The organism is Arthrobacter sp. lap29, assembly GCF_032458965.1.
GTDB classification, from domain to species: domain Bacteria; phylum Actinomycetota; class Actinomycetes; order Actinomycetales; family Micrococcaceae; genus Specibacter; species Specibacter psychrochitiniphilus.
This window is the reverse complement of the sequence record NZ_JAUCEK010000002.1, coordinates 346,679-370,643: the sequence shown is the minus strand read 5'-3', so window position 1 is coordinate 370,643 and position 23,965 is coordinate 346,679. Positions and strand designations below refer to the sequence as shown.

Genomic DNA, 23,965 nt, shown 5'->3' with positions numbered 1-23,965 from the left:
TCCCCCCTACTTCTTCTGGTTCTCGGTGATGGCAGCGTTCGGGTTGCGGTCGTACTTCTCAGTCAACTCACCAGTCTGGCCCTTGGCCTTCAACTCGGCAAGATGGGCATCGAACTCGGCCTGCGTGACAACCTTGACGTTGAAAAGCATCTCTGAGTGGTATTCGCCACAAAGTTCCGCACACTTACCGTCATACGTACCCAAAGCGGTAGGCGTCAGGGTCATGTAGTTGGTCTTACCCGGGAGCATGTCCTTCTTATCCAAGAAGGCAGGAACCCAGAAAGAGTGAATAACATCGCGTGCGTTCAACTGGAGTTCAACCGAACGGTTCACCGGCAAGTACAGGGTGGGCAGGGTGGACTTATCGAACGGCTTACCGTCCAGTTCAGCCTGGACGCCGACGGAATAAACAGATTCCTTGACGTCCTTACCCTCCAAGTAGTTGAAGTCGAAGGACCACTGTTTGGCTCGGACGTCGATAGTGACATCCGGGTTAGCGTCACGGGCGTTGATGGATTCCTGCTCGATGTTCGTGAAGTGGAAGAACACCAGCACCATAAACAACGGCACCAACACATAAAAAACCTCCAGTGGGAGGTTGTAACTTGTCTGGCGCGGGAAACCCGTGGCACCCTTGCGGCGACGGTACGCAATAATGCACCAGATGATCAGGGCCCAAGTAATGAGACCAATGATCAAAACTGTGATCCATGTATTAACCCACAGATCGATGATCCCAGCCGTGTGATTGGTGGTATCACGTTCGGCTGGCATCCAGCCGTTCTTATTCTCTGCCGTACATCCTGACAAAGCTAACGCTCCGGCAATCGCCAACCCGGCTATGGGGATGACTTTCGCGCGTCGGCTGCCGGTTCGGTCCTGCGAACTCACAGACGGCCCTTCCTCTTGTTACTGTGCTCTGCAACGGTTGCATACCGCTGGAGCTAATGGGTTTTACTACTCGATGTAGAGCTTACCGCTATGGCACGCAAAATGCGCACTAAACCCTCCGTGCGTCGGATGTCCACAAAGAATATTTATGGACAGCCCCACCTCGAGCAGAAGTTTCTTTAATGGAATGAATCGCCGCAGGCGCAAGAGCCCCCGGCACTAGGGTTATCAATTGTGAAACCCTGCTTTGAGATTGTGTCCTCAAAGTCGATGCTGGCACCGTCTAGGTAGGGCACGCTCATCTTGTCAATGACCACCTCGACGCCGTCAAAGTCACGTACGGCGTCTCCTTCGAGCACGCGCTCATCAAAGTACAGCTGGTAGATCAAACCGGAGCAGCCTCCGGGCTGAACTGCCACACGCAGGCGCAGGTCGGTGCGGCCTTCCTGTTCAAGGAGGCTACGTACCTTGCCGGCAGCAACATCAGTGATCAGCACACCGTGGGTGGGCAGCTCACTTTCAACAGCGGCAGATGTGGTTTCTTCGTGGACATTTGCAGTCATGGCGTTTCCTTACGTGAGGGTACAAGTACATGCTACGTCGAGCCCGGCAGAGGCGCTAACTTGGTTCAGACTTGCTGACCCGTTTGACGATCCCCCAGCGCACCGCTATTGACGGCCGCCAACAGGAGAGCCTGGGACACAATGGCCTTTTCAAAGTCACCCAAATGCAACGACTCATTGGCGCTGTGGGCGCGGGAATCCGGGTCCTCAACACCGGTGACGAGAATTTGCGCAGCCGGGAAGGTTTCTTTCAGATCGGCAATGAAGGGGATGGACCCACCCATTCCCGTCTCCACAGCCGGCACTCCCCACGACTCCCCCATGGCCCACAGTGCGGCTTGGGCTGCGGGAGCAGAGACGTCGGTGGCGAAGGACTGACCGGATTCGCCCGGCATGAAAGTGACTTGGGCGCCAAAGGGAGCATTGCTCTGCATGTGCTGCGCCAAGGCCTCCATGGCCGCGGCCGGATCCTGCCCGGGAGCCAGTCTCAGACTGATCTTGGCCCGCGCAAAAGGCAGTAATGTGTTGGAACTCATATCAACGCTGGGGATATCCATACCAATGACGCTCAGCGCTGGTTGGGCCCACAACCGTGAGGCAAGGCTGCCGCGGCCAGCCAGCTTAACGCCGTCGAGCACGGCAGCGTCAGCCCGGAATGTTGCTTCCGGATATTCCAGGGCAACCTCAGGTCCCCGGTGCAGGCCAGCAATAGCCACCGAGCCCTGATCGTCATGGAAGGTGGCAATCAGGCGGGCCAACAGGGTGGGCGCATCAAGTAGAGGCCCACCAAACATGCCCGAGTGGACGGCATGGGCGCTGACCCGGACCTCCACTGTGCCGTCAACCAGTCCACGCAGGCTCGTGGTCAGGGCCGGTATACCTACCTGCCAGTTAGCGGAATCGGCAACAACAATGACATCACCAGCTAGCAAATCACGGTATTCGGCCAGGAAGTCCTTGAACGTGGGTGAACCCGCCTCCTCTTCCCCTTCAATAAAGAAGGTAATGCCGACGCCGAAGTCAGCACCCAAGGTTTCGGTGACGGCCCGGAAGGCGGCAATATGTGCCATGATGCCGGCCTTGTCATCTGCTGCACCGCGGCCGTAGAGCCGGCCCTCACGCTCGGTGGCCACAAAAGGCTCGGTGTCCCAGAGTGCGCTATCTCCGGGCGGCTGTACGTCATGGTGGGCGTAAAGGACCACGGTGGGCATACCAGGGGCCGGAAGTTTTCGGGCCACGACGGCGGGGCCGCCCGGGGCGCCGTCGGCCTTGGGAACGCGCAGGATCTGTACGTCTTCAAGGCCAGTGGTGCGGATAAGTTCTGCCACGGCTTCCGCACTGCGTTCAAGCGCGGCGGCGTCAAAGGCATCCCAAGCGATTCCGGGAATGGCCACCAGTTCTACGAGTTCCGCCACCGTGGCGGAAAGGTTTGCCGCTACGTTTGCTCGAAGCGCGGCCGTGGGGAGCTGTGCGCCCATGCGGGGATCCAACCCGGCATGAGGCGTGTGTTCAAGAGTCATGAACCAAAGACTACCGCCGCCAAAACACCTGCGGTCAAGGTGGCGGCCGTGTTCGGGGTATTCTAAACGGGTGTTTGGACGTAAGAAAGATCAAGCCCCCGACCCGCAGCTGGCGGCTGCCTCCAACGAGCCGATTGTCAGGTCCAAGGACCCGCAGTCAGCCAAAGGCGTGCCCACGCCGTCCCGGAAGGCACAGGAGGACGCCCGCAAGCGGCCCCTTGTTCCCAACGACCGTGGGGCAGCCAAAGTAGCAGCGCGAGACGCTCGCCGTGAAGAGCAGGCCCGTATGCGCCGCGCCCTGGACACCGGAGAAGAACGCTTCCTGCCAGCCCGTGACAAGGGCCCGCAGAAGCGTTACGTCCGTGACTATGTGGACGCCCGCTTCAGCCTCGGCGAATACGTCATGTTTGCGGCACTGGCCATTGTGCTGCTGACAGTTGTCATCCCGCCCACGAACAACGCCACGATTATCCTCTTTGGCCTTTTCTGGGTCATGGTGGCAGGTGTGGCAATTGATGTTTGGCTCATGTCACGCAAGCTTAAGCGCCTTGTAATTGCCAAGTTCGGCGGCGTGGATTCCGGTGTGATCTGGTACGCCTCCATGCGTTCAATGCAGTTCCGCCGTCTGCGCCTGCCCAAGCCCATGGTGAGCCGCGGAGAGTGGCCTTCCTAGTCCCCACTCCCTCCCAAACCTCGTGCCTCGGCTCGGGGCCCTCGGGAGCGTGGGCCCACCCACACCACCCAACTTTTGTGCCTCGGCTCGGGGCCCTCGGGAGCGTGGGCCCACCTCATTGAACATACCCACTGCGCAGCACGCCGGTCATTTCCTGAAGGAAGTGACCGGCGTTTCACTTTAAGTGTGGTTAAGCTGGAGCTATGGAATACCGCCACCTTGGCCGATCCGGCCTGAAAATCACTGAAATCACCTACGGTAACTGGCTCACCCACGGCTCGCAAGTGGAAAACGATGTTGCCACGGCCTGCGTACGTGCAGCGCTGGACGCCGGCATCACCACCTTCGACACTGCGGACGCCTACGCCAACGGGGCAGCGGAGGAAGTTCTTGGCGCCGCCCTGGCCTCGGAGCGCCGCGAATCCCTGGAAATCTTCACCAAGGTTTACTGGCCGGTGGGACCTAAGGGCCCCAACGATACGGGCCTGTCCCGCAAACACATCATGGAGGGAATCAATAACTCCCTGCGCAGGCTGAACATGGACTACGTGGACCTGTACCAGGCGCACCGCTACGACTTTCAGACTCCCCTGGAGGAGACCATTGCCGCCTTCGGCGATGTGGTTAGGGCAGGCAAGGCTCTCTACATCGGAGTTTCAGAGTGGACCGCGCAACAACTCCGTGACGGCCAGCGCCTGGCACGCGAGGCAGGCTTCTCACTGGTCTCAAACCAGCCGCAGTACTCAGCGCTCTGGCGGGTCATTGAACCGGAGGTGATCCCGGCCGCGAAGGAGCTGGGCATGTCCCAGGTAGTGTGGTCACCCATGGCGCAGGGCGTGTTGAGCGGGAAATACCTTCCGGGCGCGCCGCTGCCTGCCGGTTCGCGCGCCACGGACGAACACGGCGGGGCAAACACCATCAAGGGTTTCCTCAACGATGACATTCTGGCCAATGTACAAAAATTGCGCCCGGTTGCGCAGGAGCTGGGGCTGAGCATGCCACAGCTTGCTATTGCGTGGGTATTGCAAAACGAGAACGTCGCAACAGCCCTGGTGGGGGCCTCACGGCCCGAGCAGGTGGCCGAGAACGTCAAGGCCTCCGGCGTGAAAATCCCGGCCGAGCTCATGGAAGCCATTGACACTGCTCTGGCTCCGTCAATCATGAACGATCCTGCGAAAACAGTGAGCCCGCCCACCCGAGTGGCGTAGGGGCGTATCAGGGGGCAGGAGCACACAGGCGGGCGCCGAGGTCCTCTCGCGGGCAGTAAGATTTCTCGCGCCGAGGATCTCGACCCCCGCTGCAGCGCAAATGTGTTGCTACTTGCGCAACGCGGCAAGTTCCTTGTTGATACGAGCCGCCCAGAAAGGGCCCTCGTACAAGAACGCCGTGTAGCCCTGAACGAGGGTGGCGCCAGCGTCGAGCCGTTCCTGGACGTCGGCACCGCTTTCCACACCACCTACTGAAATAAGAACCAGAGAATCCCCTACGGCCGCCTTGAGCTGGCGCAGGACCGCCAATGAGCGGGCCTTCAACGGCGCTCCGGAAAGCCCGCCAGCACCCTTCTCCTGGACCAAGGCGTCCGGGCTGGCCAAGCCCTCGCGGCTGATGGTGGTGTTGGTGGCGATAATGCCATCCAGTTTGAGCTCCAGGGCCAGGGCTGCAACATCCGCAACGTCCTCGTCGGCGAGGTCAGGGGCAATCTTCACCAGCAACGGGACATGCCGAGCCGCGGAGGCATTGGCCGCTTCACGAACTCCCACAAGTAGCGGCCGCAGCGTAGCCACGTCTTGCAACAAGCGCAGCCCGGGGGTGTTGGGTGAGCTGACGTTGACCACAAGGTAATCGGCCGACGGCGCAAGGGTGCGGGCGCTGATGAGGTAATCCTCCAACGCATCTTCTAACTCGACCACCTTGGTTTTGCCAATGTTGACACCAATGATGGGCCGGACTCCCGGGTAGGTCTTACTCAGCCCAGCCAGCGCTTCCTTGAGACGAGGAGCCACGGCTGCGGCGCCGTCGTTGTTGAAGCCCATGCGGTTGATCACGGCACGGTCCTCCACGAGACGGAAGAGGCGTGGTTGGGGGTTTCCTTCTTGAGCCTGGCCCGTGATGGTGCCAACCTCAACGTGACCAAAGCCCAGGTTTGCAAGGGCGTTGATGCCCTTGCCCTCTTTATCAAACCCGGCCGCCAGGCCAAACGGTGTGGGGAATGTCAGGCCCAATGCCTGTGTGGTCAGAGAGCTAGACGGGGTGAACATGCGGCGCAATACTGCACCGCCTCCCACGGTATGGATCGCCTTGATCATGGTGAAGCCGATCTTGTGCGCCTTCTCGGCATCCATCCAAGAAAAGCAGAGCCGGAAAACTGTGGGATATATACGCATACCCCTAGTTTTCCGGTTCGGCGGCACAACTGCAAAACGCCTGAACGTGAGCTGTACGCGTGACGGCTGACAAAGAGGCGTTAGCATGGCCACATGAATACCAATGGCGGTGGCGTGTGGCAGCATTCGGACGTGGTGGTTGTAGGGGCGGGACTGTCCGGATTGGTGGCCGCAGCAGAGGCGTATAACGCGGGGAGCCGCGTGTTGATCCTAGATCAGGAGCCCGAAGCGTCACTGGGCGGGCAAGCACATTGGTCCTTCGGCGGGCTGTTCATGGTGGACACTGCGGAACAACGCCGTCTGGGGGTCAAGGATTCAGTGGAGCTCGCCATGAATGATTGGCTGGGTTCAGCAGCCTTTGACCGTCCCGAGGATGCCTGGCCACGCGCCTGGGCGGAAGCCTATGTCAACTTTGCTGCGGGAGAAAAACGGGCCTGGCTGCATGCGCTTGGAGTCAGGTTCTTCCCCCTTGTCCAATGGGCTGAACGTGGCGGCTACGACGCCCAAGGTCACGGCAATTCCGTCCCCCGATTCCATGTGGCGTGGGGAACCGGCCCCGGCATTCTCTCCCCCTTTCTGGCCAAGGTCCGTGAGGGGGTGGCCGCAGGGCGCGTTCAGATTGCCTTCCGCCACCGCGCCACGGAATTGGTGTTCCATTCCAGATCCGTCACCGGGGTGCGCGGCGAGCTTCTTGAGCCCTCCGGTGTGAACCGAGGCGAAGCCAGCAGCCGCACTGTTGTAGGAGATTTTGAGGTGTCCGCCCAATCAGTTATTGTCACCACTGGTGGGATTGGCGGAAACCACGCCATGGTCAGGGAACAATGGCCCAACAGTAGCGGTCCGGACTATATGCTCAGCGGAGTCCCCGCCTCCGTGGACGGAGAGTTCCAACAATCCGTGGCCAACTCCGGTGGGGCACTGATCAATACAGACCGCATGTGGCATTACACAGAGGGCATCCACAACCCTGAGCCCGTGTGGCCTCTGCATGGAATTCGGATTCTTTCCGGGCCCTCACCCCTGTGGCTCGACGCCACGGGACAACGCCTGCCCATCCCGCTGTTCCCGGGCTTTGATTCATTGGGCACGCTTCGTCATTTAGAAACCACGGGACATGAACATTCCTGGTTTGTGCTCAACAAGACCATTCTGAACAAGGAATTTGCTCTCTCTGGTTCCGAACAGAACCCGGATCTGACAGGCAAGGACGTGAAACTTCTGGCCAAACGTGCCCTTCCCGGTACCCCGGCACCCTTGCAAAAGTTCCTCGACGCGGGCATTGACTTTGTTCAGGCTGCCACCGCCCAGGAACTGGCGCTCAAGATGAACGCGTTGACGGGCAACTCACTGATCGATCCGGAAAACTTGCACCAAACTATTCTCGCGAGGGATATGCAAGTGGACAGTGGCCTTGGCAAGGATACTCAGCTCAATGCCATCCGGGAGGCGCGCCGCTTTGCCACCGACAAACTGATGCGAGTGGTTCCCCCGCATCCAATCCTGGCAGCGGAGCACGGCCCGCTGGTTGCGGTTCGCTTAACAACTCTGACGCGCAAGAGCCTGGGCGGGCTCACAACGGACCTTTCGGCCAGGGTGCTCGGTGGCGACGGTGAGCCCATCCCCTGCCTCTTTGCTGCCGGCGAGGCTGCTGGCTTTGGCGGGGGCGGCATGCACGGCTACCGATCCCTAGAGGGAACCTTCCTTGGCGGCGCCCTGTTTTCCGGCCGCGTTGCCGGCCGTCACGCGGCAGAAGCTACCGGGACTGCGGCTGCTGCGGCTGGGAGTACCGTGGTATGAGCGCCGCTACCACGCTCTGGGGGCCAGATATTCTGGGCCCGGACTACCAAGCAACAACGCTCTTGGTGCCAATGCCCGGCCAGAACCTCAACGCACAGACCACTACTGCCCCCGGGGCCGGAGCGAACGCTGACAGCCCCAGCCCCAGCCCCAGCCCCAGCCCCAGCCGAGAGTACCGGGCCACCCTGGTCCGCCACCGGCCCCAAGGTGGCCCCCGTCAAGCCTCCCCAGCAATAGCGGGCACGCCTGTGCTGTTCATTCACGGGTGGAGCGACTACTTCTACAACACAGGATTGGCTGAGTTCTTCACGGATCGCGGATACAACTTCTATGCTCTTGACCTGCACAATCACGGCCGCAGCCTGGAGTCTCCTGAACTGGGCGGCTATGTGGGTAATCTGGCCGATTACGACGCCGAAATACTCGCCGCATATGACCTCATTGACAGGGAGAGCGCGCCTCATCAGCAAAGGGCAGAAACCGTGCCCGGCTCACTAGAGCCCGGTGAGAGGCCGGCACGGCCCTTCATTCTGGTAGGTCACTCCACTGGTGGGCTCATCGCCACATTGTGGGCGCACCACTATCCCGGCCGGGTCAGCCATCTGGTACTGAACAGCCCTTGGCTGGAGATCCAGGGCGGGGCCGCGATCAGGCGGGCGGCTACACCCTTGGTACAGTTGGCAGATTTGCGGCCACTGCTGCGGATGCGTGTGCCCGAACGGTCGTTCTACTGGCGCGGCATCAGCAATGAAGCTTATGGAGAATGGCCGGTGGACAAGGCACTCCGGCCACCGCACGCGTTTCCTGTTCGGGCCGGCTGGATGAAGGCCATTTTAGCCGCGCAACAGGAAGTGGCCTCCGGACTGAAACTACCCATGCCCATTCTGGTGCTGCTCTCCTCCAAGAGCATGCTTGGCCCTGTCTGGAACGATGCGATGCTGCGTGCCGACGTGGTCCTTGATGTGCGCTCTCTGGCGTTACGGACCCTCTCACTGGGAAACTCCGTCACCTTGGAACGGATCGAGGGGGCCCTTCATGAGGTTCTTCTCTCTCCCCAACCGGTGCGAGATGACGCCTATACCAAAGTGGCCCGCTGGCTGCAAGGTTATGTAACACCTGTGCTAAAACCTGCTTCGACCAAGGGCACTGATGATTAGGCATGATTCCTTCTAGGGAGCCTGTATTTTCAGTGCCCTCAGAAGGTCCCGTAGTCCTTACGTGGAGGCCACTAGCCGTGGGCTGCTGCATCCACGGCGCCACCATAGCGCCGGTCCCGGCGGGCGTATTCATCCACAGCAGCCCACAGGGTCCGCCGGTCCACATCCGGCCACATGGTGTTCATGAAAACAAACTCCGCATACGCTGATTGCCACAGCAGGAAATTTGAGAGCCGCTGCTCTCCGCTGGACCTCAGGAATAAGTCCACATCAGGGACATCGGGCAGGTACATGTACTTCTGGATGGTTTTTTCATTGACCTGTTTGGGGCTCAGCCGCCCCGCCGCCACATCCGCGGCCAAGGCCGCCACGGCGTCTGCAATTTCCGCCCGGCCCCCGTAATTAACACACATGGTCAACGTAATCACATCGTTGTCCTTGGTGTGCTCCTGGGCGGCCTCAAGCTCCTTGATGACAGAGCCCCACAACTTGGGCCGCCGTCCTGACCATCGAATGCGCACACCCCACGCGTCGAGTTGATCCCGTTGGCGTCTTAATACGTCCTTGTTAAATCCCATCAGAAAGCGGATTTCTTCGGGCGAGCGCTTCCAGTTTTCCGTCGAGAAGGCATAGACACTGACATATTTTATGCCCATTTCAATAGCCCCGGCCATGACGTCCAGCAGCGCCGGCTCCCCCGCTTTGTGCCCTTCCACCCGGGGCAGGCCGCGCTGGTTGGCCCAGCGTCCGTTGCCATCCATGACAATGGCAACGTGCTCGGGGATGAGTTCTTGGGCAATGGCAGGGGCACTCTCCCCTGAGGTGTGCGGCCAAGGCGCCACTACCGGAAGCTTAGCCGCGCTCCGGCTGCTTTTTGCCTTGCCGCCTTTGTTTCCACTGCGCTGCATTGCCATACTCTAAACACGCTCCACAAGTTTCAGGGAACGCACAGTGCGTTCCAAATGCCATTGCACATAACCGGCCACAAGACCCGCCGCCTCGCGACGATGAAGGGCCAAGGAGCCCTGTGCCCCGGCCCAGTTTCCGCTCAATAGCTGCCCCAGAAGCACCATAGTTTCCGGAGCAGGGGCGGGTGAACCCGGCGGCCTGCAGTCATGACACACGGCCCCACCCAAGGATGCATTGAAGGCGCCATGAGGGCCCGGCTCACCGCAGCGGGCGCAGGCTGAGAAGCTCGGCGCCCAGCCTGCGATCGAGACGGCTCTTAGGAGGTAGGAGTCAAGGATCAGCTCCGGCGCATGGGCGCCTCGGCTGAGCGCGGCCAGGGCCCCCACCAGCAGCAGGTAGTGCGCTGTTGAGGTTTCGCCATCAACATCGGTGAGCCGCTCCGCCGTTTCCGCCATGGCCGCCGCCACCACGTATCTGTCATAATTGGCGGCAATCGCATCGCCGTAGCTTGCCTTCGCCACTGCCTGGGTGATGATGTCCAAGGAACGTCCCTTGACCAGCTGAAGATCAGCCACCATGAACGGTTCCAGCCGGGCACCAAATTTACTGCTGGTGCGCCGCACCCCCTTGGCTACGGCACGCAGCTGCCCATGATGGTGTGTCAGGAGCGTGATAATTCTATCTGCTTCACCCAATTTGTGCGTGCGCAGAATCACAGCATCATCCCGATAGGTGCGGGCGGCAAAAGATTGATTGGACACTGACCCATTATCCCATCTTTGCCTCCCGCCGCGGAGCAACCCGCGCCGAGCAATGGATCCGCCAAACAAGCCCGGCAAACAAGTCACCCCGGTAGCTGCCAAGAGGTGGCAGCTACCGGGGTGCACTGTTTGGTGATTAGACGTTCTGAGAGTCACGCACCGCACGGTTGACGGCTGAGATAACTGCCTTCAAGGATGATGTGGAGGTGTTGGCGTCAATGCCAACACCCCACAGTACGCGTTCACCAACGGCACACTCCACAAATGCCGCAGCACGTGCATCCCCTCCCTCTGAGAGAGCATGTTCGGAGTAGTCCAAGACCCGCACATCCATGCCATCTTCAGCCAGAATACCCAGCAGAGCTGCAATGGGCCCGTTGCCGGTTCCCGTGCGGGTGTGGACTGTGCCGTCAATGGTGACCTTGGCAACGAGCATCATCTCGCCTTCGTCATCCGTTGACGTGGTAAACGGCCCAATGCGGTAGCGGCCCCACTGCTCATCGCTACCCTCTGCGGGCAGGTATTCATCCTTGAAGATTTTCCACAGTTCGGCGGCGCTGACTTCTCCACCTACCGTATCGGTGCGCTGCTGGATGACGCCGGAGAATTCAATCTGTGCCCGGCGCGGCAGGTCCAGGCTGTGCTCATTCTTCAACAGGTACGCCACACCACCCTTGCCGGACTGGGAGTTGACCCGGATGACAGCTTCGTAGCTGCGGCCCAGGTCCTTGGGGTCAATGGGTAGGTACGGGACAGCCCAGGTGTGTGCTTCCACGGCAACGCCGGCCGCGGCAGCGTCGGCCTCCATGGCTTCAAAACCCTTCTTAATGGCATCCTGGTGCGAGCCGGAGAAGGCGGTGAACACCAGATCGCCACCGTACGGTGAACGCTCAGGTACCGGCAGTTGATTGCAGTACTCTACGGTGCGGCGCACTTCATCAATGTCAGAGAAGTCAATCATGGGGTCAATTCCCTGCGTGAACATGTTCAGGCCCAAGGTCACCAGATCCACATTGCCGGTGCGCTCACCGTTTCCGAACAGGCAACCCTCAATCCTGTCAGCACCTGCCAGGTAGCCCAGCTCGGCAGCAGCAACACCGGTACCACGGTCATTGTGCGGGTGCAAGGAGAGCGCAATGCCTTCCCGCGGGTGCAGGTTCCGGCTCATCCATTCAATAGAGTCGGCATAGACGTTGGGTGTGGCCATCTCCACGGTGGCGGGCAAGTTGATGATGACCTGGTTCTCGGCTGAGGCTTCGAAGATGTCGGCAATGGCGTTGCAAACGCGCAGGGCGTATTCGGGCTCGGTTCCCGTGAATGATTCGGGCGAGTACTCATAGGTGATGCGGGTATCGGTCAGGGTCTCTTCATACTTCTTGCACAGGCGCGCACCCTGCAGGGCAATGTCAAGGATGCCGTCCTCGTCCTGGTTGAAGACAACGCGACGCTGCAGCACCGAGGTGGAGTTGTACAGGTGCACGATTGCCTGCTTGGCACCGATCAGGGACTCGTAGGTCCGCTCGATCAAGTGCTCGCGTGCCTGAGTCAAAACCTGGATCGTGACGTCGTCCGGGATGTGGCCGCCTTCGATGAGCTGACGCACAAAGTCGAAGTCGGTTTGTGAGGCGGACGGGAAGCCTACTTCAATCTCCTTGAAGCCCATCTTGACCAGCAGTTGGAACATCTTCATCTTGCGGCCCGGGCTCATAGGGTCAATCAGAGCCTGGTTGCCGTCGCGGAGGTCAACGGCGCACCAGCGCGGCGCCTTCGTGATTACTTTGTCCGGCCATGTCCTATCCGGCAAGCTCACGGAGATCTGATCCTGGAACGGGATGTAACGCTCGACGGGCATTCCGGAGGGTTTTTGCGCATTTCGCATGGAGGTGACCTTATCTGTTGTACAACGAAGTGGGAGGCCGGCCGGGCAACACAAACACCGCAGCGAGGGTGGCCATGGTCCGTGTCGAACAAATCAACAGGTTCTAGGCCTCGCCGCGGCAGCTAAGAAGAAGCATTCCAGTGCGCACATTTTTACCCTAACACGGCACGTAGGATGGTGGTGAACGAACTCACTTTGTGGGTTCGCCCACCTTCCAAAAAGCACACACCTGTGAGCGCACCACGCCTGCAAGCCAGCAACGCTTGAAGGCGGTAACCCATGAAGGGGAAACGATTTCTTTGACCCACGCCGGCATCAATTTCAGCCATCTTGACCCGGGCACAAGGCCCCAGGATGATCTATTCCGCCATGTCAATGGCACGTGGTTGAACGCTGAGGTGATCCCGGAGGACCGGGCAGTCACCGGATCTTTCATCACCTTGCGCGACGAATCCGAAGATGCCGTCAAGGCCATCATTGAGCAGGCAGGCGCGCAGGCGGACCCCACCGACTCCGCCAACGCGGCACTGTCCGCAAAAATTGGTGCCTTGTATGGAACCTTCATGGATGAGGCCGCCATTGAAGCAGCCGGGGCCGCTCCCCTCGTTGCAAAGCTCCGCAGCATTGAGCAGGTAGGCAGCATGGAGGCCCTAGTCCGGCTCATGGGCGATCTGGACCGTACCGGTGGCAGCACCTTGTTCGGTGCCTATGTCAACAACGACGCCGGAAATCCAGACCGCGCCCTGCTGCACCTTTTCCAATCTGGCCTAGGGCTCCCGGATGAGTCCTACTACCGGGATGAAAAATTTGAGGCCATTCGCACCGCCTATGTTGGACATATCCAGACCATGCTGGAATTGGCGGGCATAGCCGACGCCGCCGTCAAGGCGCCGCGCATCATGGCCCTGGAGACAGAGATTGCCGCAACACACTTGGACAAGGTGTCCTTGCGCGATCCACAGAAAACCTACAACCTGATGAATCACAGTGAAGCCGTTGCGCTTTTGCCTGCACTAGCTACCTGGCTCGAATCTCTGGGTGTGACGCAGGAGCAAAGCGCTGAAGTGGTGGTGGCCACGCCTGATTTCTTTAGCGGGCAACAAGCCCTGCTGGTGGAGGGCCGCCTGGCCGATTGGCAGGCATGGCTGGCCATGCGCACCATTTCCAGCCTGGCAGGCTACCTGTCAAAGGAATTTGTTGATAGTAACTTCGCTTTCTACGGCACAACCCTCAGCGGGACCCCTGCCATCAGAGACCGATGGAAGCGAGCCGTGGCCCTTGTTGAAGGATCCCTAGGTGAGGCGGTGGGCCAACTCTACGTAGCCAAACACTTCCCTGAATCACACAAAACTCGTATGGAAGCCCTAGTAGCTAACCTCATCGAGGCCTACCGCAGCAGCATTGCCGAGCTTGCCTGGATGAGCAGCGAAACAAAAGAAAAGGCCCTCGAAAAATTGGCGGCCTTCACTCCCAAGATCGGCTACCCCGCCAAGTGGCGTGACTACTCCGCCCTGGAGATTAGAGAAGGGGACCTGCTGGGCAACATTGAGCGCAGTAACGCCTTCGAGCTGGCGCGGCAGCTGGCAAAGATTGGTGCCCCCATTGACCATGATGAATGGTTCATGACACCCCAGACAGTCAATGCCTACTACAACCCCACCATGAACGAGGTGGTGTTCCCGGCCGCAATCTTGCAGCCACCCTTCTTCGATGTAGAAGCTGACGACGCCGCTAACTACGGTGGGATTGGCGCCGTCATCGGGCACGAGATTGGCCATGGTTTCGATGACCAGGGTTCACAATTTGACGGTTCCGGGGCACTGCGGAACTGGTGGACTGACGCGGACAGAAGCGCTTTTGAGGCTCTCACCAAGAGATTGGTGCAACAGTACAACGTACTGTCCCCCATGGCCGCCCCCGACGAGTTCGTCAATGGTGAACTGACCCTCGGTGAAAACATCGGCGACCTCGGAGGATTAGCCATCGGTTTCAAGGCCTACCAGCTCAGCTTGAAGGATTCCAGCTCAGCTGTCATTGATTCTCTCACGGGTGCCCAGCGCTTCTTCTACTCTTGGGCCGAATGCTGGCGCACCAAGATCCGATACGAGGAAGCTGTCCGACGCCTCACAATAGACCCGCACTCCCCCGCGGAACTACGCTGCAATGCGGTGGTCAGCAACCTCGATGCCTTCCATGAGGCCTTCGGCACCGTACCGGGCGACCAACTGTGGCTGGCACCGGAGCAACGCGTCAGCATCTGGTAGACAGACGGTACCTCAGAGGCAGCCACTAAGCACCTCACACACAAGGGGGCGCGGTGGTGAAAGGATTCCTTTCACCACCGCGCCCCCTTGTGTGTTCTAGCCCGTGGCGAGCTAGTAGGTGTAGTACAGCGGGTTGACCTTCATGCACTCACCGCTTTGCTCGGCGGTGCTGGAGACAATGTCATCTGGCAGAACGATCTTGCCGAATTCCTTGCCGGAGGCCCAATCAGCCCCCACCACGAGGCTGATGCCCGTCACGGTTGGATCAGATTTCACGGCACTTGCGGGAAGCTTGAAGAGTGCGGCCACATCAGCCGCCACGTCAGCCATGTCCGCCCCGTAGAGAAGCTGGGTTTTGCTCTGTACGGGAACATCCCCTGCCTGCCAAGCACTTTGGAAACCAGCGGCCGCCAGTTCCTGGACCAATTCCAGGGAACGGCCAACAATGGCGGTTGCGTTGACCACGCTGATGGGCTGCAGTGACTTGTCATAGGGCGGTGCTGAGGGCGCCTGCGTTTCAGGGGCTTTGCTTGACGCGACGCCAGAAGGAGCCGCGGCCGGGGGGCTCGGGGAGGGGGCTCCGGAGAGATCCGCGTCCTGGCGCAGGGCTGCGAAGAATTGGCTGGCCTGAGGCTCCTTCAACTGAACCCTGTTGATATCTGCAGAATATGGTTCGTTGGGGACCGTGACAAAGGAGACCTTGCTCAGATCAATCTTGGCCAAGCGTGTAGCTACACCGATCATGGCTGGAACATTGGCCAGGTTCTCATCAATGGTGAGGTTTTTGGTGACCACGTCAGCCAAGGTGTAGAGCTTGGGCAGGTTGGTCAACGTCCCTTCACTCTTGACCTTGCGCACCATGGAGCCAAGGAAATACTGCTGGGCCTTGATCCTGTCCAGATCACCGGAATCACCAAAGGCGTGCCTGGTGCGCAGGAAAGCAAGCGCCTGTTCCCCTTCTACCAGGCTTTTACCCTTGGGTAGTTTCAGGAACGAGCCGTTGACGTCATACATGGCGTGGTCAACACACACTTCAACACCACCCAAGGCCTTGGAAAGTTCCTTGACGGCTGTGAAGTCAGCCAGCATGAAATGGTCAATGGTCAATCCGGTGATGTCATTGATGGCCGCTACAGTGCAGCCGGGCCCTGCCGCAAGCGCTCCGTTGAGCTGTCCCAGAAGTGCCCCTGGAACGGTTTCACCGGTCGCCACGGACACGCAATCAGGGATGGGCACCATGAGGTCGCGGGGAAAACTGGTCACGGAGACCCGGCTGTTATCTGCCGAGATATCCATCAGGAGCATCACATCCGATTGGCCCTGACCGGCAGAATCTTCCGCGGTACCGTACTCACTGTTCTTGCCAGCGCGTGTATCGGTTCCAAGAATCAGGATCTGCAAGGAGCCCGTGTCTTCCACGGACTTGCCCGAACCGGAGGCGTTGGGTACGCGCCCGTCAAGCGGCGCTGTTGTGACATTGCTTTGCAGCTTGTAGAAAAGCAGCCCAGCAGTGCCTAACCCAATAACAAGGACTGAGCACACAGCAAGAGCCGTGATTCGCAACCAGAGTGGGGCTCTGCGATGGGGCTTGTAGTGCCTGCCGGCCGGCTCCAAGGTACTCTCAGGTCCCCTAGGTGGGGTGCTGGCAGCTTTCACTGCCCCCGTTTCGGCACGGCGACGCCCCATGAACAAACCTTTCACTATGGATATAAACTCTCAAGAGTTTATCGGCGAAGGCTGGGAACATCCCACAAGCCACACGTTCGCCCAAAATTGAACAGAAAAACATCAAGCGGCGGCCCGGCAGGCCGCCGCCTTCCTGCTGAATTATTCGCTAAAAGCCCAGCTTAACAAGCTGTTTGGGATCGCGCTGCCAATCCTTGGCTACCTTGACATGCAAATCAAGGTAGATTTTGGTACCCAGCAGCGCCTCGATACCTTTCCGCGCAGTGGTGCCTACATCGCGAAGCCTGGCCCCACCCTTGCCGATGATGATGGCCTTTTGGGAGGGCCGTTCCACATACAGATTGACCCGCACATCCAGCAACGGGTTATCCTCCGAGCGGCCTTCTCTGGGAATAATCTCCTCAACCACCACGGCGAGGGAGTGAGGCAGTTCATCGCGAACGCCCTCCAGCGCGGCCTCACGAATCAACTCTGCAACCATGACAGCCTCAGGCTCGTCGGTGAGGTGCCCATCAGGATACAGGGCAGGGCCCTCCGGCATGTAGCTGGCGAACACCCCTGCCAAGGTTTCAACTTGGAAGTCTTCCACAGCGGAAACAGGTACGACGGCGGCAAAGCCAGTCTCGCCGAAGACATCCCGGCCCAGCTTGTCAACAGCTATGAGCTGGTCTGTGACCGCTTGGCGGTCCACCGTGTCTGTCTTGGTGACAATGGCAATGACAGGTTTTTTGCCTACGTTGGCCAATTGCTGGGCGATGAACCTGTCACCGGGACCAATTTTTTCATTGGCCGGCAAGCAGAAACCAATAACATCAACTTCAGCCAGAGTATCCGCCACCAGATCGTTGAGGCGTTTACCCAAGAGTGTTCGGGGGCGGTGCAGCCCTGGGGTGTCCACCAGAACAAGCTGGAATGTGTCCCTGTGCACTAGCCCACGAATGGTGTGCCGGGTGGTTTGCGGCTTGGCCGAGGTGATCGCTACCTTTTGTCCCACAAGGGCGTTGGTCAGTGTTGATTTCCCTGCATTGGGCCGGCCGGCCAGGACGGCGAAACCTGCACGGAAACCCTCGGCCTTGGGAGCAGGCATGGCCAGCTTCTTGTTCGACTTACTCATGGTTGCTCCTAGTGTTTTGATCAATGGTCGCCTCAATCCAAGGCGCATTAGCTAATTTTGAATCTCTTATGCCAGTGTCCGTCCCGGACCGGCTGCTGGCAATATTACGGCTGGCGATGATGTGGCTAATTCTGTTGCGTTGGGGTTCCTTGCGCTCAGCCTGCAAGATCACCCCGGAGATCTCCACAATGTCCCCCACCATGGGGATCCGCCCCAAGTGCTTGGCAAGGAGGCCGCCCACCGTGTCCACCTCGTCGTCGTCCATGTCCTTATCGAAAAGCTCACCGAGTTCGTCAACGGCCAACCGGGCCCGAATCCGGAAGCACCCTTCTGCAAGGGTCTGCACATCTGGGGACACGGAATCGTATTCGTCCTCAATTTCTCCAACAATTTCCTCAAGGAGGTCCTCGAGTGTCACCAGACCGGCCGTTCCGCCATACTCATCCACCACAATGGCCACATGTGTTGATTCCAGCTGGAGTTCTTTGAGGAGGGCGTCCACCGGCTTGGACTCGGGAACATAACGAACAGTTCGTGTTAGCTGCTCCACGCTGGGCCTGCCCCGGGCACCATTGTTGCGGTACAGGGTAGCCACCAGGTCTTTGAGGTACAGGATCCCCAGAATATGGTCGGTACTTTCCCCAATTACTGGAATGCGCGAGTACCCCGAAGACAGAAAGGCCTCGAGTGCTTCTTCCAGTGTGGCATCTTGGACAATACTCATGATGTCAGTGCGCGGAACCATAACGGCCCGAACCATGGTTTCACCCATGTCAATCACGCTGTGGATGAGTTCAGCCTCATTGTCCTCAATCATGTCCGCTTCACTGGCGCGATCAACGAATTCACGGAATTCCTCTTCGCTGACAAATCCTTCATCGGCAGCTGGTGCGTCCTTGGTGAGGGCGGCGCCCAGACGGTTCAACCATTCCGGGATGGGGCCCAGAACGCGCCGTAGAAAGTGCACCAGCCAGGACGTTCGGCCTACAAGAGCAGCCGCGTGAAGGCGGCCCAGGCGTCGCGGGGACACGCCCACCATCATGAACCCCAAAAAGGCCATGATGATGGTGGCGATCAGCCCGGCGAGCCATTCGTTGTCCAGCAGCCGCACTAGAAAAAGGGCCACGGCTACGGCGGCAGCCATTTCAAACCAGACCCGCCAAAACTTCAGCGCATTCAAGTGCGCTTGAGGTTCAGCGAGGACCTTATCCATGGATACGCCACGGCTGTGCAAGGCAATGCTTTCCGAGTCGTGGCGGGGAAAGAACCCTAACGCTGACTCAATGGCCGTCAAAAAAGCGGCAATGGCCGTGAAGAGAATCCCCAGGACCGGCAAGAGAACAAGCGTCACTGCGTGGTCTCCCGCGGAGCTTCCCGGCCTAGGAAGCTGGAGAGCAATTCACGCTGGATGCCAAACATCTCTTCCTTTTCCTCCGGTTCACGGTGATCGTATCCCATCAGGTGCAACATGCCGTGTGTGGTGAGCAGCAATAGTTCCTCCTCCATGGAGTGCCCTGCACTCACCGCCTGCTCCTGTGCCACAACGGGGCAAAGAACAATGTCTCCCAGTAATCCTGGTGCGGTGGGCTCGGCAGCCGTGCCGGGGCGCAGCTCATCCATGGGGAAGGAGAGCACATCGGTGGGGCCGGGCTCATCCATCCATTCCACGTGAAGCTTTTCCATGGTTTCAATATCCGCCAAAATGACCGAAACTTCCGTTTGCGGGTGCAGATGCATGGCCGTCAGGATGTGACGGATCAGCTTGACGAGCTCTTCCTGGGGTGCCTCCACGCCTGATTCATTGTTAATTTCGATGCTCATCGTGACGTGCTGTCCTTCGGTTTTGTGGGGCTGGGATGAGCTTCATCCCAGCTGTTGTAGGCGCTGACAATGGCACCCACCAAACGGTGGCGCACCACATCCGTGGCGTCGAGTATGGAGAAGTTGATGTCATCAACGCCCTCGAGAATCTCCCTGACTACCCGCAAGCCAGACCGCGTTCCCGTGGGCAGATCCACTTGCGTGATGTCTCCCGTGACAACAATCTTGGATCCAAAACCCAACCGAGTCAGGAACATTTTCATTTGCTCCGGGGTTGTATTCTGGGCTTCATCTAAGATGATGAACGCATCGTTGAGGGTGCGCCCACGCATGTAGGCCAGCGGAGCCACCTCAATGGTTCCTGCCGCCATGAGCCTTGGAATGGTTTCCGGATCCATCATGTCGTGCAGTGCGTCATAGAGCGGGCGCAGATAAGGATCAATTTTATCGTTCAAGGTTCCGGGCAAGAAGCCCAACCGTTCCCCTGCTTCAACGGCAGGGCGGGTGAGAATGATCCGGCTGACTTCTTTGTGTTGCAAAGCCTGAACTGCTTTTGCCATGGCCAGATAGGTTTTTCCTGTGCCGGCGGGGCCAATACCGAACACCACGGTGTTGCGGTCAATGGCGTCTACATAGTCCTTTTGATTCGCGGTCTTAGCCCGGATGGTCCGGCCACGGCTGGAGAGAATATCGTGACTGAGGATGTCCACCACAGAGACCTCAGGACGGGTTTTGAGCATGACTACCAGCTGTTCCCAGATGGCAGCACTCATGGTGCTCTCGCGGGCCACCATGCCGCGGGCTTCCTCCATCAAGTGCATGATGCGCGGCACTACTCCAACAGGGCCGGTGATGGTGAGCACATTGCCACGAGCTAGGAAGGAAATCCCCGGATAGAGTTTTTCAACAACCCGCAGCCCCTCGTCTTCGGCACCCAAGGTGGCAACCATCTGCTCGGTTGAGCGAAAATACACCAGTTCGGTGCGGGTCCCGTCCACTGAATGGGGGAAGTGCCCGCCCTGACCTTCTTCTGCGCTGTGATCGCTTTGGTGTGCTGTTGTCTCTGCCATAAGTCCGGCCCGTCCAGGCCTGAAATCTCTCCTTGGGTTTACCGGTTTTAATTCCCGGAACGCCTGCTATTTCTCCTTATCATCAATTCTAGTGCACTGCTCAGCAACGCCGCTCATATACGCTTCGCCGCCGATGTGCATCTTTGTCCCAAACTGCGGAAAAGTGTTTCGATACGGTTTCAGTTCACCCAAACCAGCCAATTCGAGCTCTTCCGCACATTCTCCTGTGCCAAGCTAGGTACGGTTCCAAGCCTTGTGGGGATGCTTGGAGCAGGCGCATCCATCATGGACTGGGCCTTCAACCAGCACACTTTGACAAAGAAACTGCGAGACAACTCCCCATGGACGCCTTCCCCCCTGTGCCAACACCCCGGACTGGCGCCGCTGCCATCCCGGATGTTAGGGGGCAGCGGACGGCCGAGAGGCTGCGCACCGTAGACAAGGTTGCCATTGTGGCCCTGTCACTGACACTTCTTTTGGGCGGCTGTACCTCTGCCAACACCCAGAACCCTGACTCGTCAATGCCAGCCACGGCGGCGTCCTCGTCCACCGGGCTAGTGACAAGTGCGCCCCTGGAAACTGCCACAGCCTCGCAGACCCTGCCCGTTTACTGGCTAGGTCGCAGCAACAGCGATGTTTTCCTGTACAGGGAATTCCGCGCTTCCACCGCCCTCGATGAGCCCATTGTCACCGCATTGCGCATCATGATGAGCAATAAGGCACTGGACCCCGATTACTTCACCTTGTGGAGTGCCCCGTCCCGGCTCGGAGCCTCCATTTCCGCTAAGAATGTCATCACGGTGGATGTGTCGGCGGACGCCTTCAGTCAAAAAGCGGACGCCGGAATGGCTGAGCGTTCCGTTTCCCAGCTGGTGTACACAGCCACTGCTGCGGCCGCCATGGCCGGGCTCGTTGACACCAGCTCCCCCATCCAGGTCTCCGTTCTTGTTGACGGACATACCGGTTATAGCGCCTTTGGACATGTCCCCTTGGATAAGCCGCTGACCCGTAACCCTGCCTATATAGCCCCTGTTTGGATCATTGACCCGGCCAACGGCTCAACATACAAGCATCTCCCACTGAAGGTGACGGGCCAAGGCGTCTCCCCGACAGGGACACTGGCGTGGTCTTTGTCTCACGTAAGTGAGGGCAAAGTCGCTGACGAGTATCTCAGCGGAACCGTCAATATTCCCCAGGGTCCCAACGAGTTGGGTGAGTTCACCTTCAATCTGGTTCCACCAAACGGCAGCTACCAGCTCTCCGTCTTCATCGACAACCCCCTGCTGCCGGGCCGCAAAATTGGCATCGACACCAAGATTGTCACCATCACCGGCAGCCCGTAACCGGCCAAAAAAGTAGGCCTCTCAAAGCTGAAACGGAGGCCGTGGGTGGGCCCCCACGCCCGAGGGACCCGCTGCCGAGCTTGCGCGTGAAACGGAGGCCGTGGGTGGGCCCCCACTCCCGAGGGACCCGCTGCCGAGCTTGCGAGGAGGGGGAGGGTGTGGGGACTACCAGCGCCCGAGCTGCTGGCTAAGAATTGCCACAGCGGCGCCTCCGGCAGTCGAGGAGCGCAGCACATTGTGGCCCAACAGGGCCGTCAGCGCGCCAGCGTCCTTGAACGCTTGAACTTCTGTGGCGCTCATACCGCCTTCCGGACCCACGATCATCAGCACCGTGGTACTTGCTGATTCTCCTGTGGGCGCAGCATACCCGCCGGCAGCGCCTGATTCCTGCCAGTTCCGGGCCACCTCCGCGACTGAGTCTAAGGCGTCCTCGTGCAATATCAGGGCTAGCCCGGCGGCAGCGATTTCTTCGCAGACCCCGGCGGTGCCCAGCAGTGATCCGACGGTGGGTATGGTTGAGCGGCGCGCCTGTTTCGCGGCCGCCGCGACCACCTGACGCCACTTCTGCGGCCCCTTAGTGGCCTTGTCCATCTTCCACCGCACAATGGAGCGTTCAGCCTGCCAGGGTGCCACCGCGTCGATGCCAAGTTCAGTAGCCATTTCAATGGCCAGCTCATCCCTGTCACCCTTGGCCAATGCCTGGATCAAGACAAAGCGCAACGGCTGGGCTGGTTCTTGTTCCACACTGTTGACCTGCACCGTCAACAAACCCTTTTCAGCGCTGCTGACGGTGCAGGACAAACGCAACCCAGCGCCGTCGCACATGTCCACCGGCTCACCTGAGGCGAGACGTTTGACCGTAGTGGCATGCCGGCCCTCATCCCCACCTAGGGTGAAGTGTGCGCCGGGCAGCAACCCGGAGAGCTCTGCAGGGTTGGCGTAGAAGACTGGGTTACTCATGAGGTTTAGTTGTTGCCGAACTTATCACGCAGCTTGGCGAACATGCCGCCACTGGAGACCAGTTTCCCTTCGGTGAAGGTCTCCCCGCGCAGGGCTGCCAGTTGCTTCAGGAGGGCTTCCTGCTCGGCGTCGGGCTTGGTGGGTGTCTCCACGTGAATGTGTACCTTCAAGTCTCCACGGCCAAAGCCACGCAGGTGGGTCACCCCCAGGCTGCGCAGGTTGATGACTTCCCCTGCCTGGGTGCCGGGCTTGATGCTGATGGGCTGCTCACCATCGAAGGTCTCGAAGTTCAGCTCTGTGCCCAGTGCGGCAGCGGTCATGGGGACGCTGAGTGTGGCATGCAGGTCATCGCCTTCACGCACAAAGCTGGGATCGTTATTGACCTTCATCTCCACGTACAGATCGCCTGAGGGGCCACCTGCCGGTCCGGCCTCGCCCTGGTTGGCGAGTTGGATCCGGGTCCCGGTGCCCACTCCTGCAGGGACCTTGATGGTCAGCGTGCGGCGATCGCGGATACGGCCTTCGCCCATGCACTCGTTGCACGGGTCCACGATCATGGTGCCGAAGCCTTGGCAGGAGTTGCAGGTAGCCAGGGTCATGACATTGCCCAAGATGGAGCGCATGGGGCGTTGAATCTGGCCACTGCCATGGCAAATGTCACAGGTGGTGGGTGCCGTTCCCTGGCGGCAGCAGCTGCCCTCGCAGGTGGGGCAGGTGATGGCGGTGTCAATTTCAAGCTTCTTGTTGACGCCAAAGACGGCCTCGCGCAAGTCCACGCGCACGCTGATGAGGGCGTCTTGGCCGCGGCGCATACGTGATGCGGGACCACGCCCTCCGCCGCCACCGCCACCGGCACCGCCGAAGAAGGTTTCAAAGATGTCCTGGAAGGCGAAGCCCTCGCCACCAAAGCCGCCGCCACCGCCACCTGCGTCATTGCCGTTTTCGTTACCCGTGGTGTCATAGATGCGGCGCTTTTGCGGGTCAGACAAGACCTCATAGGCGTGTGTTACAGCCTTAAAGCGATCCTGAGCATCCGCGGCGTCATTGACGTCCGGATGGAGTTTGCGTGCAAGCTTGCGGTAGGCCTTCTTGATTTCCTCGGCCGTTGCGTCGCGGGCGACGCCCAATGCATCGTAATGGTTACTCAAAGTAATGCTCTCTTTTGTTGAAACG

General features: G+C 59.4%; 20 protein-coding genes. 6 read left to right on the top strand and 14 right to left on the bottom strand.

Annotated features, from left to right (window positions below):
* Positions 1-6: 6 nt before the first annotated feature.
* The 3 genes from coxB to RY113_RS04815 form a co-directional block, all read right to left on the bottom strand.
* The gene (coxB, locus tag RY113_RS04825; protein ID WP_315913711.1) at positions 7-891 is read right to left on the bottom strand and encodes a cytochrome c oxidase subunit II; all 885 of its coding nucleotides are present in this window, start codon (positions 889-891) and stop codon (positions 7-9) included.
* 179 nt (positions 892-1,070) lie between these two features.
* The gene (locus tag RY113_RS04820; protein ID WP_110106460.1) at positions 1,071-1,454 is read right to left on the bottom strand and encodes an iron-sulfur cluster assembly accessory protein; all 384 of its coding nucleotides are present in this window, start codon (positions 1,452-1,454) and stop codon (positions 1,071-1,073) included.
* 65 nt (positions 1,455-1,519) lie between these two features.
* The gene (locus RY113_RS04815; protein WP_110106459.1) at positions 1,520-2,974 is read right to left on the bottom strand and encodes a dipeptidase; all 1,455 of its coding nucleotides are present in this window, start codon (positions 2,972-2,974) and stop codon (positions 1,520-1,522) included.
* 70 nt (positions 2,975-3,044) lie between these two features.
* Between RY113_RS04815 and RY113_RS04810 the strand changes: the two genes are divergently transcribed.
* Both RY113_RS04810 and RY113_RS04805 read left to right on the top strand, forming a co-directional pair.
* Positions 3,045-3,647: a DUF3043 domain-containing protein gene (locus tag RY113_RS04810; RefSeq protein ID WP_308467738.1), complete on the top strand. Its 603-nt coding sequence runs from the start codon at positions 3,045-3,047 to the stop codon at positions 3,645-3,647.
* A 203-nt stretch (positions 3,648-3,850) separates the two neighbouring features.
* Positions 3,851-4,855: an aldo/keto reductase family protein gene (locus tag RY113_RS04805; RefSeq protein WP_315913710.1), complete on the top strand. Its 1,005-nt coding sequence runs from the start codon at positions 3,851-3,853 to the stop codon at positions 4,853-4,855.
* A gap of 108 nt (positions 4,856-4,963) precedes the next feature.
* Here RY113_RS04805 and RY113_RS04800 read toward each other — a convergent pair whose 3' ends face one another.
* Positions 4,964-6,031: a quinone-dependent dihydroorotate dehydrogenase gene (locus RY113_RS04800; protein WP_315913709.1), complete on the bottom strand. Its 1,068-nt coding sequence runs from the start codon at positions 6,029-6,031 to the stop codon at positions 4,964-4,966.
* 93 nt (positions 6,032-6,124) lie between these two features.
* Between RY113_RS04800 and RY113_RS04795 the strand changes: the two genes are divergently transcribed.
* Complete coding sequence (locus RY113_RS04795; RefSeq protein WP_315913708.1) at positions 6,125-7,828, top strand: FAD-binding dehydrogenase; 1,704 nt, start codon at positions 6,125-6,127, stop codon at positions 7,826-7,828.
* Complete coding sequence (locus RY113_RS04790) at positions 7,825-8,985, top strand: alpha/beta hydrolase (protein ID WP_315913707.1); 1,161 nt, start codon at positions 7,825-7,827, stop codon at positions 8,983-8,985. The genes RY113_RS04795 and RY113_RS04790 overlap by 4 nt, the downstream gene beginning before the upstream one ends.
* A gap of 71 nt (positions 8,986-9,056) precedes the next feature.
* Here RY113_RS04790 and RY113_RS04785 read toward each other — a convergent pair whose 3' ends face one another.
* From RY113_RS04785 to leuA, 3 genes are all read right to left on the bottom strand, one after another.
* Complete coding sequence (locus RY113_RS04785) at positions 9,057-9,893, bottom strand: isoprenyl transferase (RefSeq protein ID WP_245932197.1); 837 nt, start codon at positions 9,891-9,893, stop codon at positions 9,057-9,059.
* Between the two features lie 9 nt (positions 9,894-9,902).
* Positions 9,903-10,655: a DNA repair protein RecO gene (gene recO / locus RY113_RS04780; RefSeq protein WP_110106453.1), complete on the bottom strand. Its 753-nt coding sequence runs from the start codon at positions 10,653-10,655 to the stop codon at positions 9,903-9,905.
* A gap of 136 nt (positions 10,656-10,791) precedes the next feature.
* Positions 10,792-12,534: a 2-isopropylmalate synthase gene (gene leuA, locus RY113_RS04775; protein WP_315913706.1), complete on the bottom strand. Its 1,743-nt coding sequence runs from the start codon at positions 12,532-12,534 to the stop codon at positions 10,792-10,794.
* A gap of 299 nt (positions 12,535-12,833) precedes the next feature.
* On the opposite strand from leuA, the gene RY113_RS04770 reads away from it, so the two are divergent.
* Positions 12,834-14,798: a M13-type metalloendopeptidase gene (locus RY113_RS04770; RefSeq protein ID WP_315913821.1), complete on the top strand. Its 1,965-nt coding sequence runs from the start codon at positions 12,834-12,836 to the stop codon at positions 14,796-14,798.
* A gap of 111 nt (positions 14,799-14,909) precedes the next feature.
* Here the strand turns inward: RY113_RS04770 and RY113_RS04765 are convergent, their stop codons facing one another.
* The 5 genes from RY113_RS04765 to RY113_RS04745 all read right to left on the bottom strand — a co-directional run bounded on the left by RY113_RS04765 (position 14,910) and on the right by RY113_RS04745 (position 20,489).
* Complete coding sequence (locus tag RY113_RS04765) at positions 14,910-16,484, bottom strand: LCP family protein (RefSeq protein WP_110106523.1); 1,575 nt, start codon at positions 16,482-16,484, stop codon at positions 14,910-14,912.
* Positions 16,485-16,632: 148 nt separating this feature from the next.
* Positions 16,633-17,598 (bottom strand): GTPase Era, encoded by a 966-nt coding sequence (era, locus tag RY113_RS04760; RefSeq protein WP_110106451.1) that lies wholly within the window; start codon positions 17,596-17,598, stop codon positions 16,633-16,635.
* Positions 17,591-18,949: a hemolysin family protein gene (locus tag RY113_RS04755; RefSeq protein WP_315913705.1), complete on the bottom strand. Its 1,359-nt coding sequence runs from the start codon at positions 18,947-18,949 to the stop codon at positions 17,591-17,593. Before RY113_RS04755 ends, era begins: the two co-directional genes overlap by 8 nt.
* Positions 18,946-19,419, bottom strand: coding sequence for an rRNA maturation RNase YbeY (gene ybeY / locus RY113_RS04750; RefSeq protein ID WP_110106449.1), 474 nt, complete (start codon positions 19,417-19,419; stop codon positions 18,946-18,948). Before ybeY ends, RY113_RS04755 begins: the two co-directional genes overlap by 4 nt.
* Positions 19,416-20,489: a PhoH family protein gene (locus tag RY113_RS04745; protein WP_110106448.1), complete on the bottom strand. Its 1,074-nt coding sequence runs from the start codon at positions 20,487-20,489 to the stop codon at positions 19,416-19,418. The genes ybeY and RY113_RS04745 overlap by 4 nt, the downstream gene beginning before the upstream one ends.
* Before the next feature lie 341 nt (positions 20,490-20,830).
* Here RY113_RS04745 and RY113_RS04740 point away from each other — a divergent pair, with 341 nt between their 5' ends.
* On the top strand, positions 20,831-21,832 hold the full coding sequence (locus RY113_RS04740; RefSeq protein WP_110106447.1) for a GerMN domain-containing protein: 1,002 nt from the start codon (positions 20,831-20,833) through the stop codon (positions 21,830-21,832).
* Between the two features lie 165 nt (positions 21,833-21,997).
* Here RY113_RS04740 and RY113_RS04735 read toward each other — a convergent pair whose 3' ends face one another.
* Together RY113_RS04735 and dnaJ are read right to left on the bottom strand one after the other, a co-directional pair.
* Complete coding sequence (locus RY113_RS04735) at positions 21,998-22,792, bottom strand: 16S rRNA (uracil(1498)-N(3))-methyltransferase (protein ID WP_110106446.1); 795 nt, start codon at positions 22,790-22,792, stop codon at positions 21,998-22,000.
* 5 nt (positions 22,793-22,797) lie between these two features.
* Positions 22,798-23,940 (bottom strand): molecular chaperone DnaJ, encoded by a 1,143-nt coding sequence (dnaJ, locus tag RY113_RS04730; protein ID WP_315913704.1) that lies wholly within the window; start codon positions 23,938-23,940, stop codon positions 22,798-22,800.
* Positions 23,941-23,965 lie beyond the last annotated feature (25 nt).

Coding starts and splice junctions, on each gene's coding strand:
- RY113_RS04820 (WP_110106460.1), bottom strand. CDS start 1,454: ATGACTGCAAATGTCCACGAAGAAACCACATCTGCCGCTGTTGAAAGT.
- RY113_RS04815 (WP_110106459.1), bottom strand. CDS start 2,974: ATGACTCTTGAACACACGCCTCATGCCGGGTTGGATCCCCGCATGGGC.
- RY113_RS04805 (WP_315913710.1), top strand. CDS start 3,851: ATGGAATACCGCCACCTTGGCCGATCCGGCCTGAAAATCACTGAAATC.
- RY113_RS04800 (WP_315913709.1), bottom strand. CDS start 6,031: ATGCGTATATATCCCACAGTTTTCCGGCTCTGCTTTTCTTGGATGGAT.
- RY113_RS04795 (WP_315913708.1), top strand. CDS start 6,125: ATGAATACCAATGGCGGTGGCGTGTGGCAGCATTCGGACGTGGTGGTT.
- RY113_RS04790 (WP_315913707.1), top strand. CDS start 7,825: ATGAGCGCCGCTACCACGCTCTGGGGGCCAGATATTCTGGGCCCGGAC.
- RY113_RS04785 (WP_245932197.1), bottom strand. CDS start 9,893: ATGCAGCGCAGTGGAAACAAAGGCGGCAAGGCAAAAAGCAGCCGGAGC.
- leuA (WP_315913706.1), bottom strand. CDS start 12,534: ATGCGAAATGCGCAAAAACCCTCCGGAATGCCCGTCGAGCGTTACATC.
- RY113_RS04765 (WP_110106523.1), bottom strand. CDS start 16,484: ATGGGGCGTCGCCGTGCCGAAACGGGGGCAGTGAAAGCTGCCAGCACC.
- era (WP_110106451.1), bottom strand. CDS start 17,598: ATGAGTAAGTCGAACAAGAAGCTGGCCATGCCTGCTCCCAAGGCCGAG.
- ybeY (WP_110106449.1), bottom strand. CDS start 19,419: ATGAGCATCGAAATTAACAATGAATCAGGCGTGGAGGCACCCCAGGAA.
- RY113_RS04745 (WP_110106448.1), bottom strand. CDS start 20,489: ATGGCAGAGACAACAGCACACCAAAGCGATCACAGCGCAGAAGAAGGT.
- RY113_RS04740 (WP_110106447.1), top strand. CDS start 20,831: ATGGACGCCTTCCCCCCTGTGCCAACACCCCGGACTGGCGCCGCTGCC.
- RY113_RS04735 (WP_110106446.1), bottom strand. CDS start 22,792: ATGAGTAACCCAGTCTTCTACGCCAACCCTGCAGAGCTCTCCGGGTTG.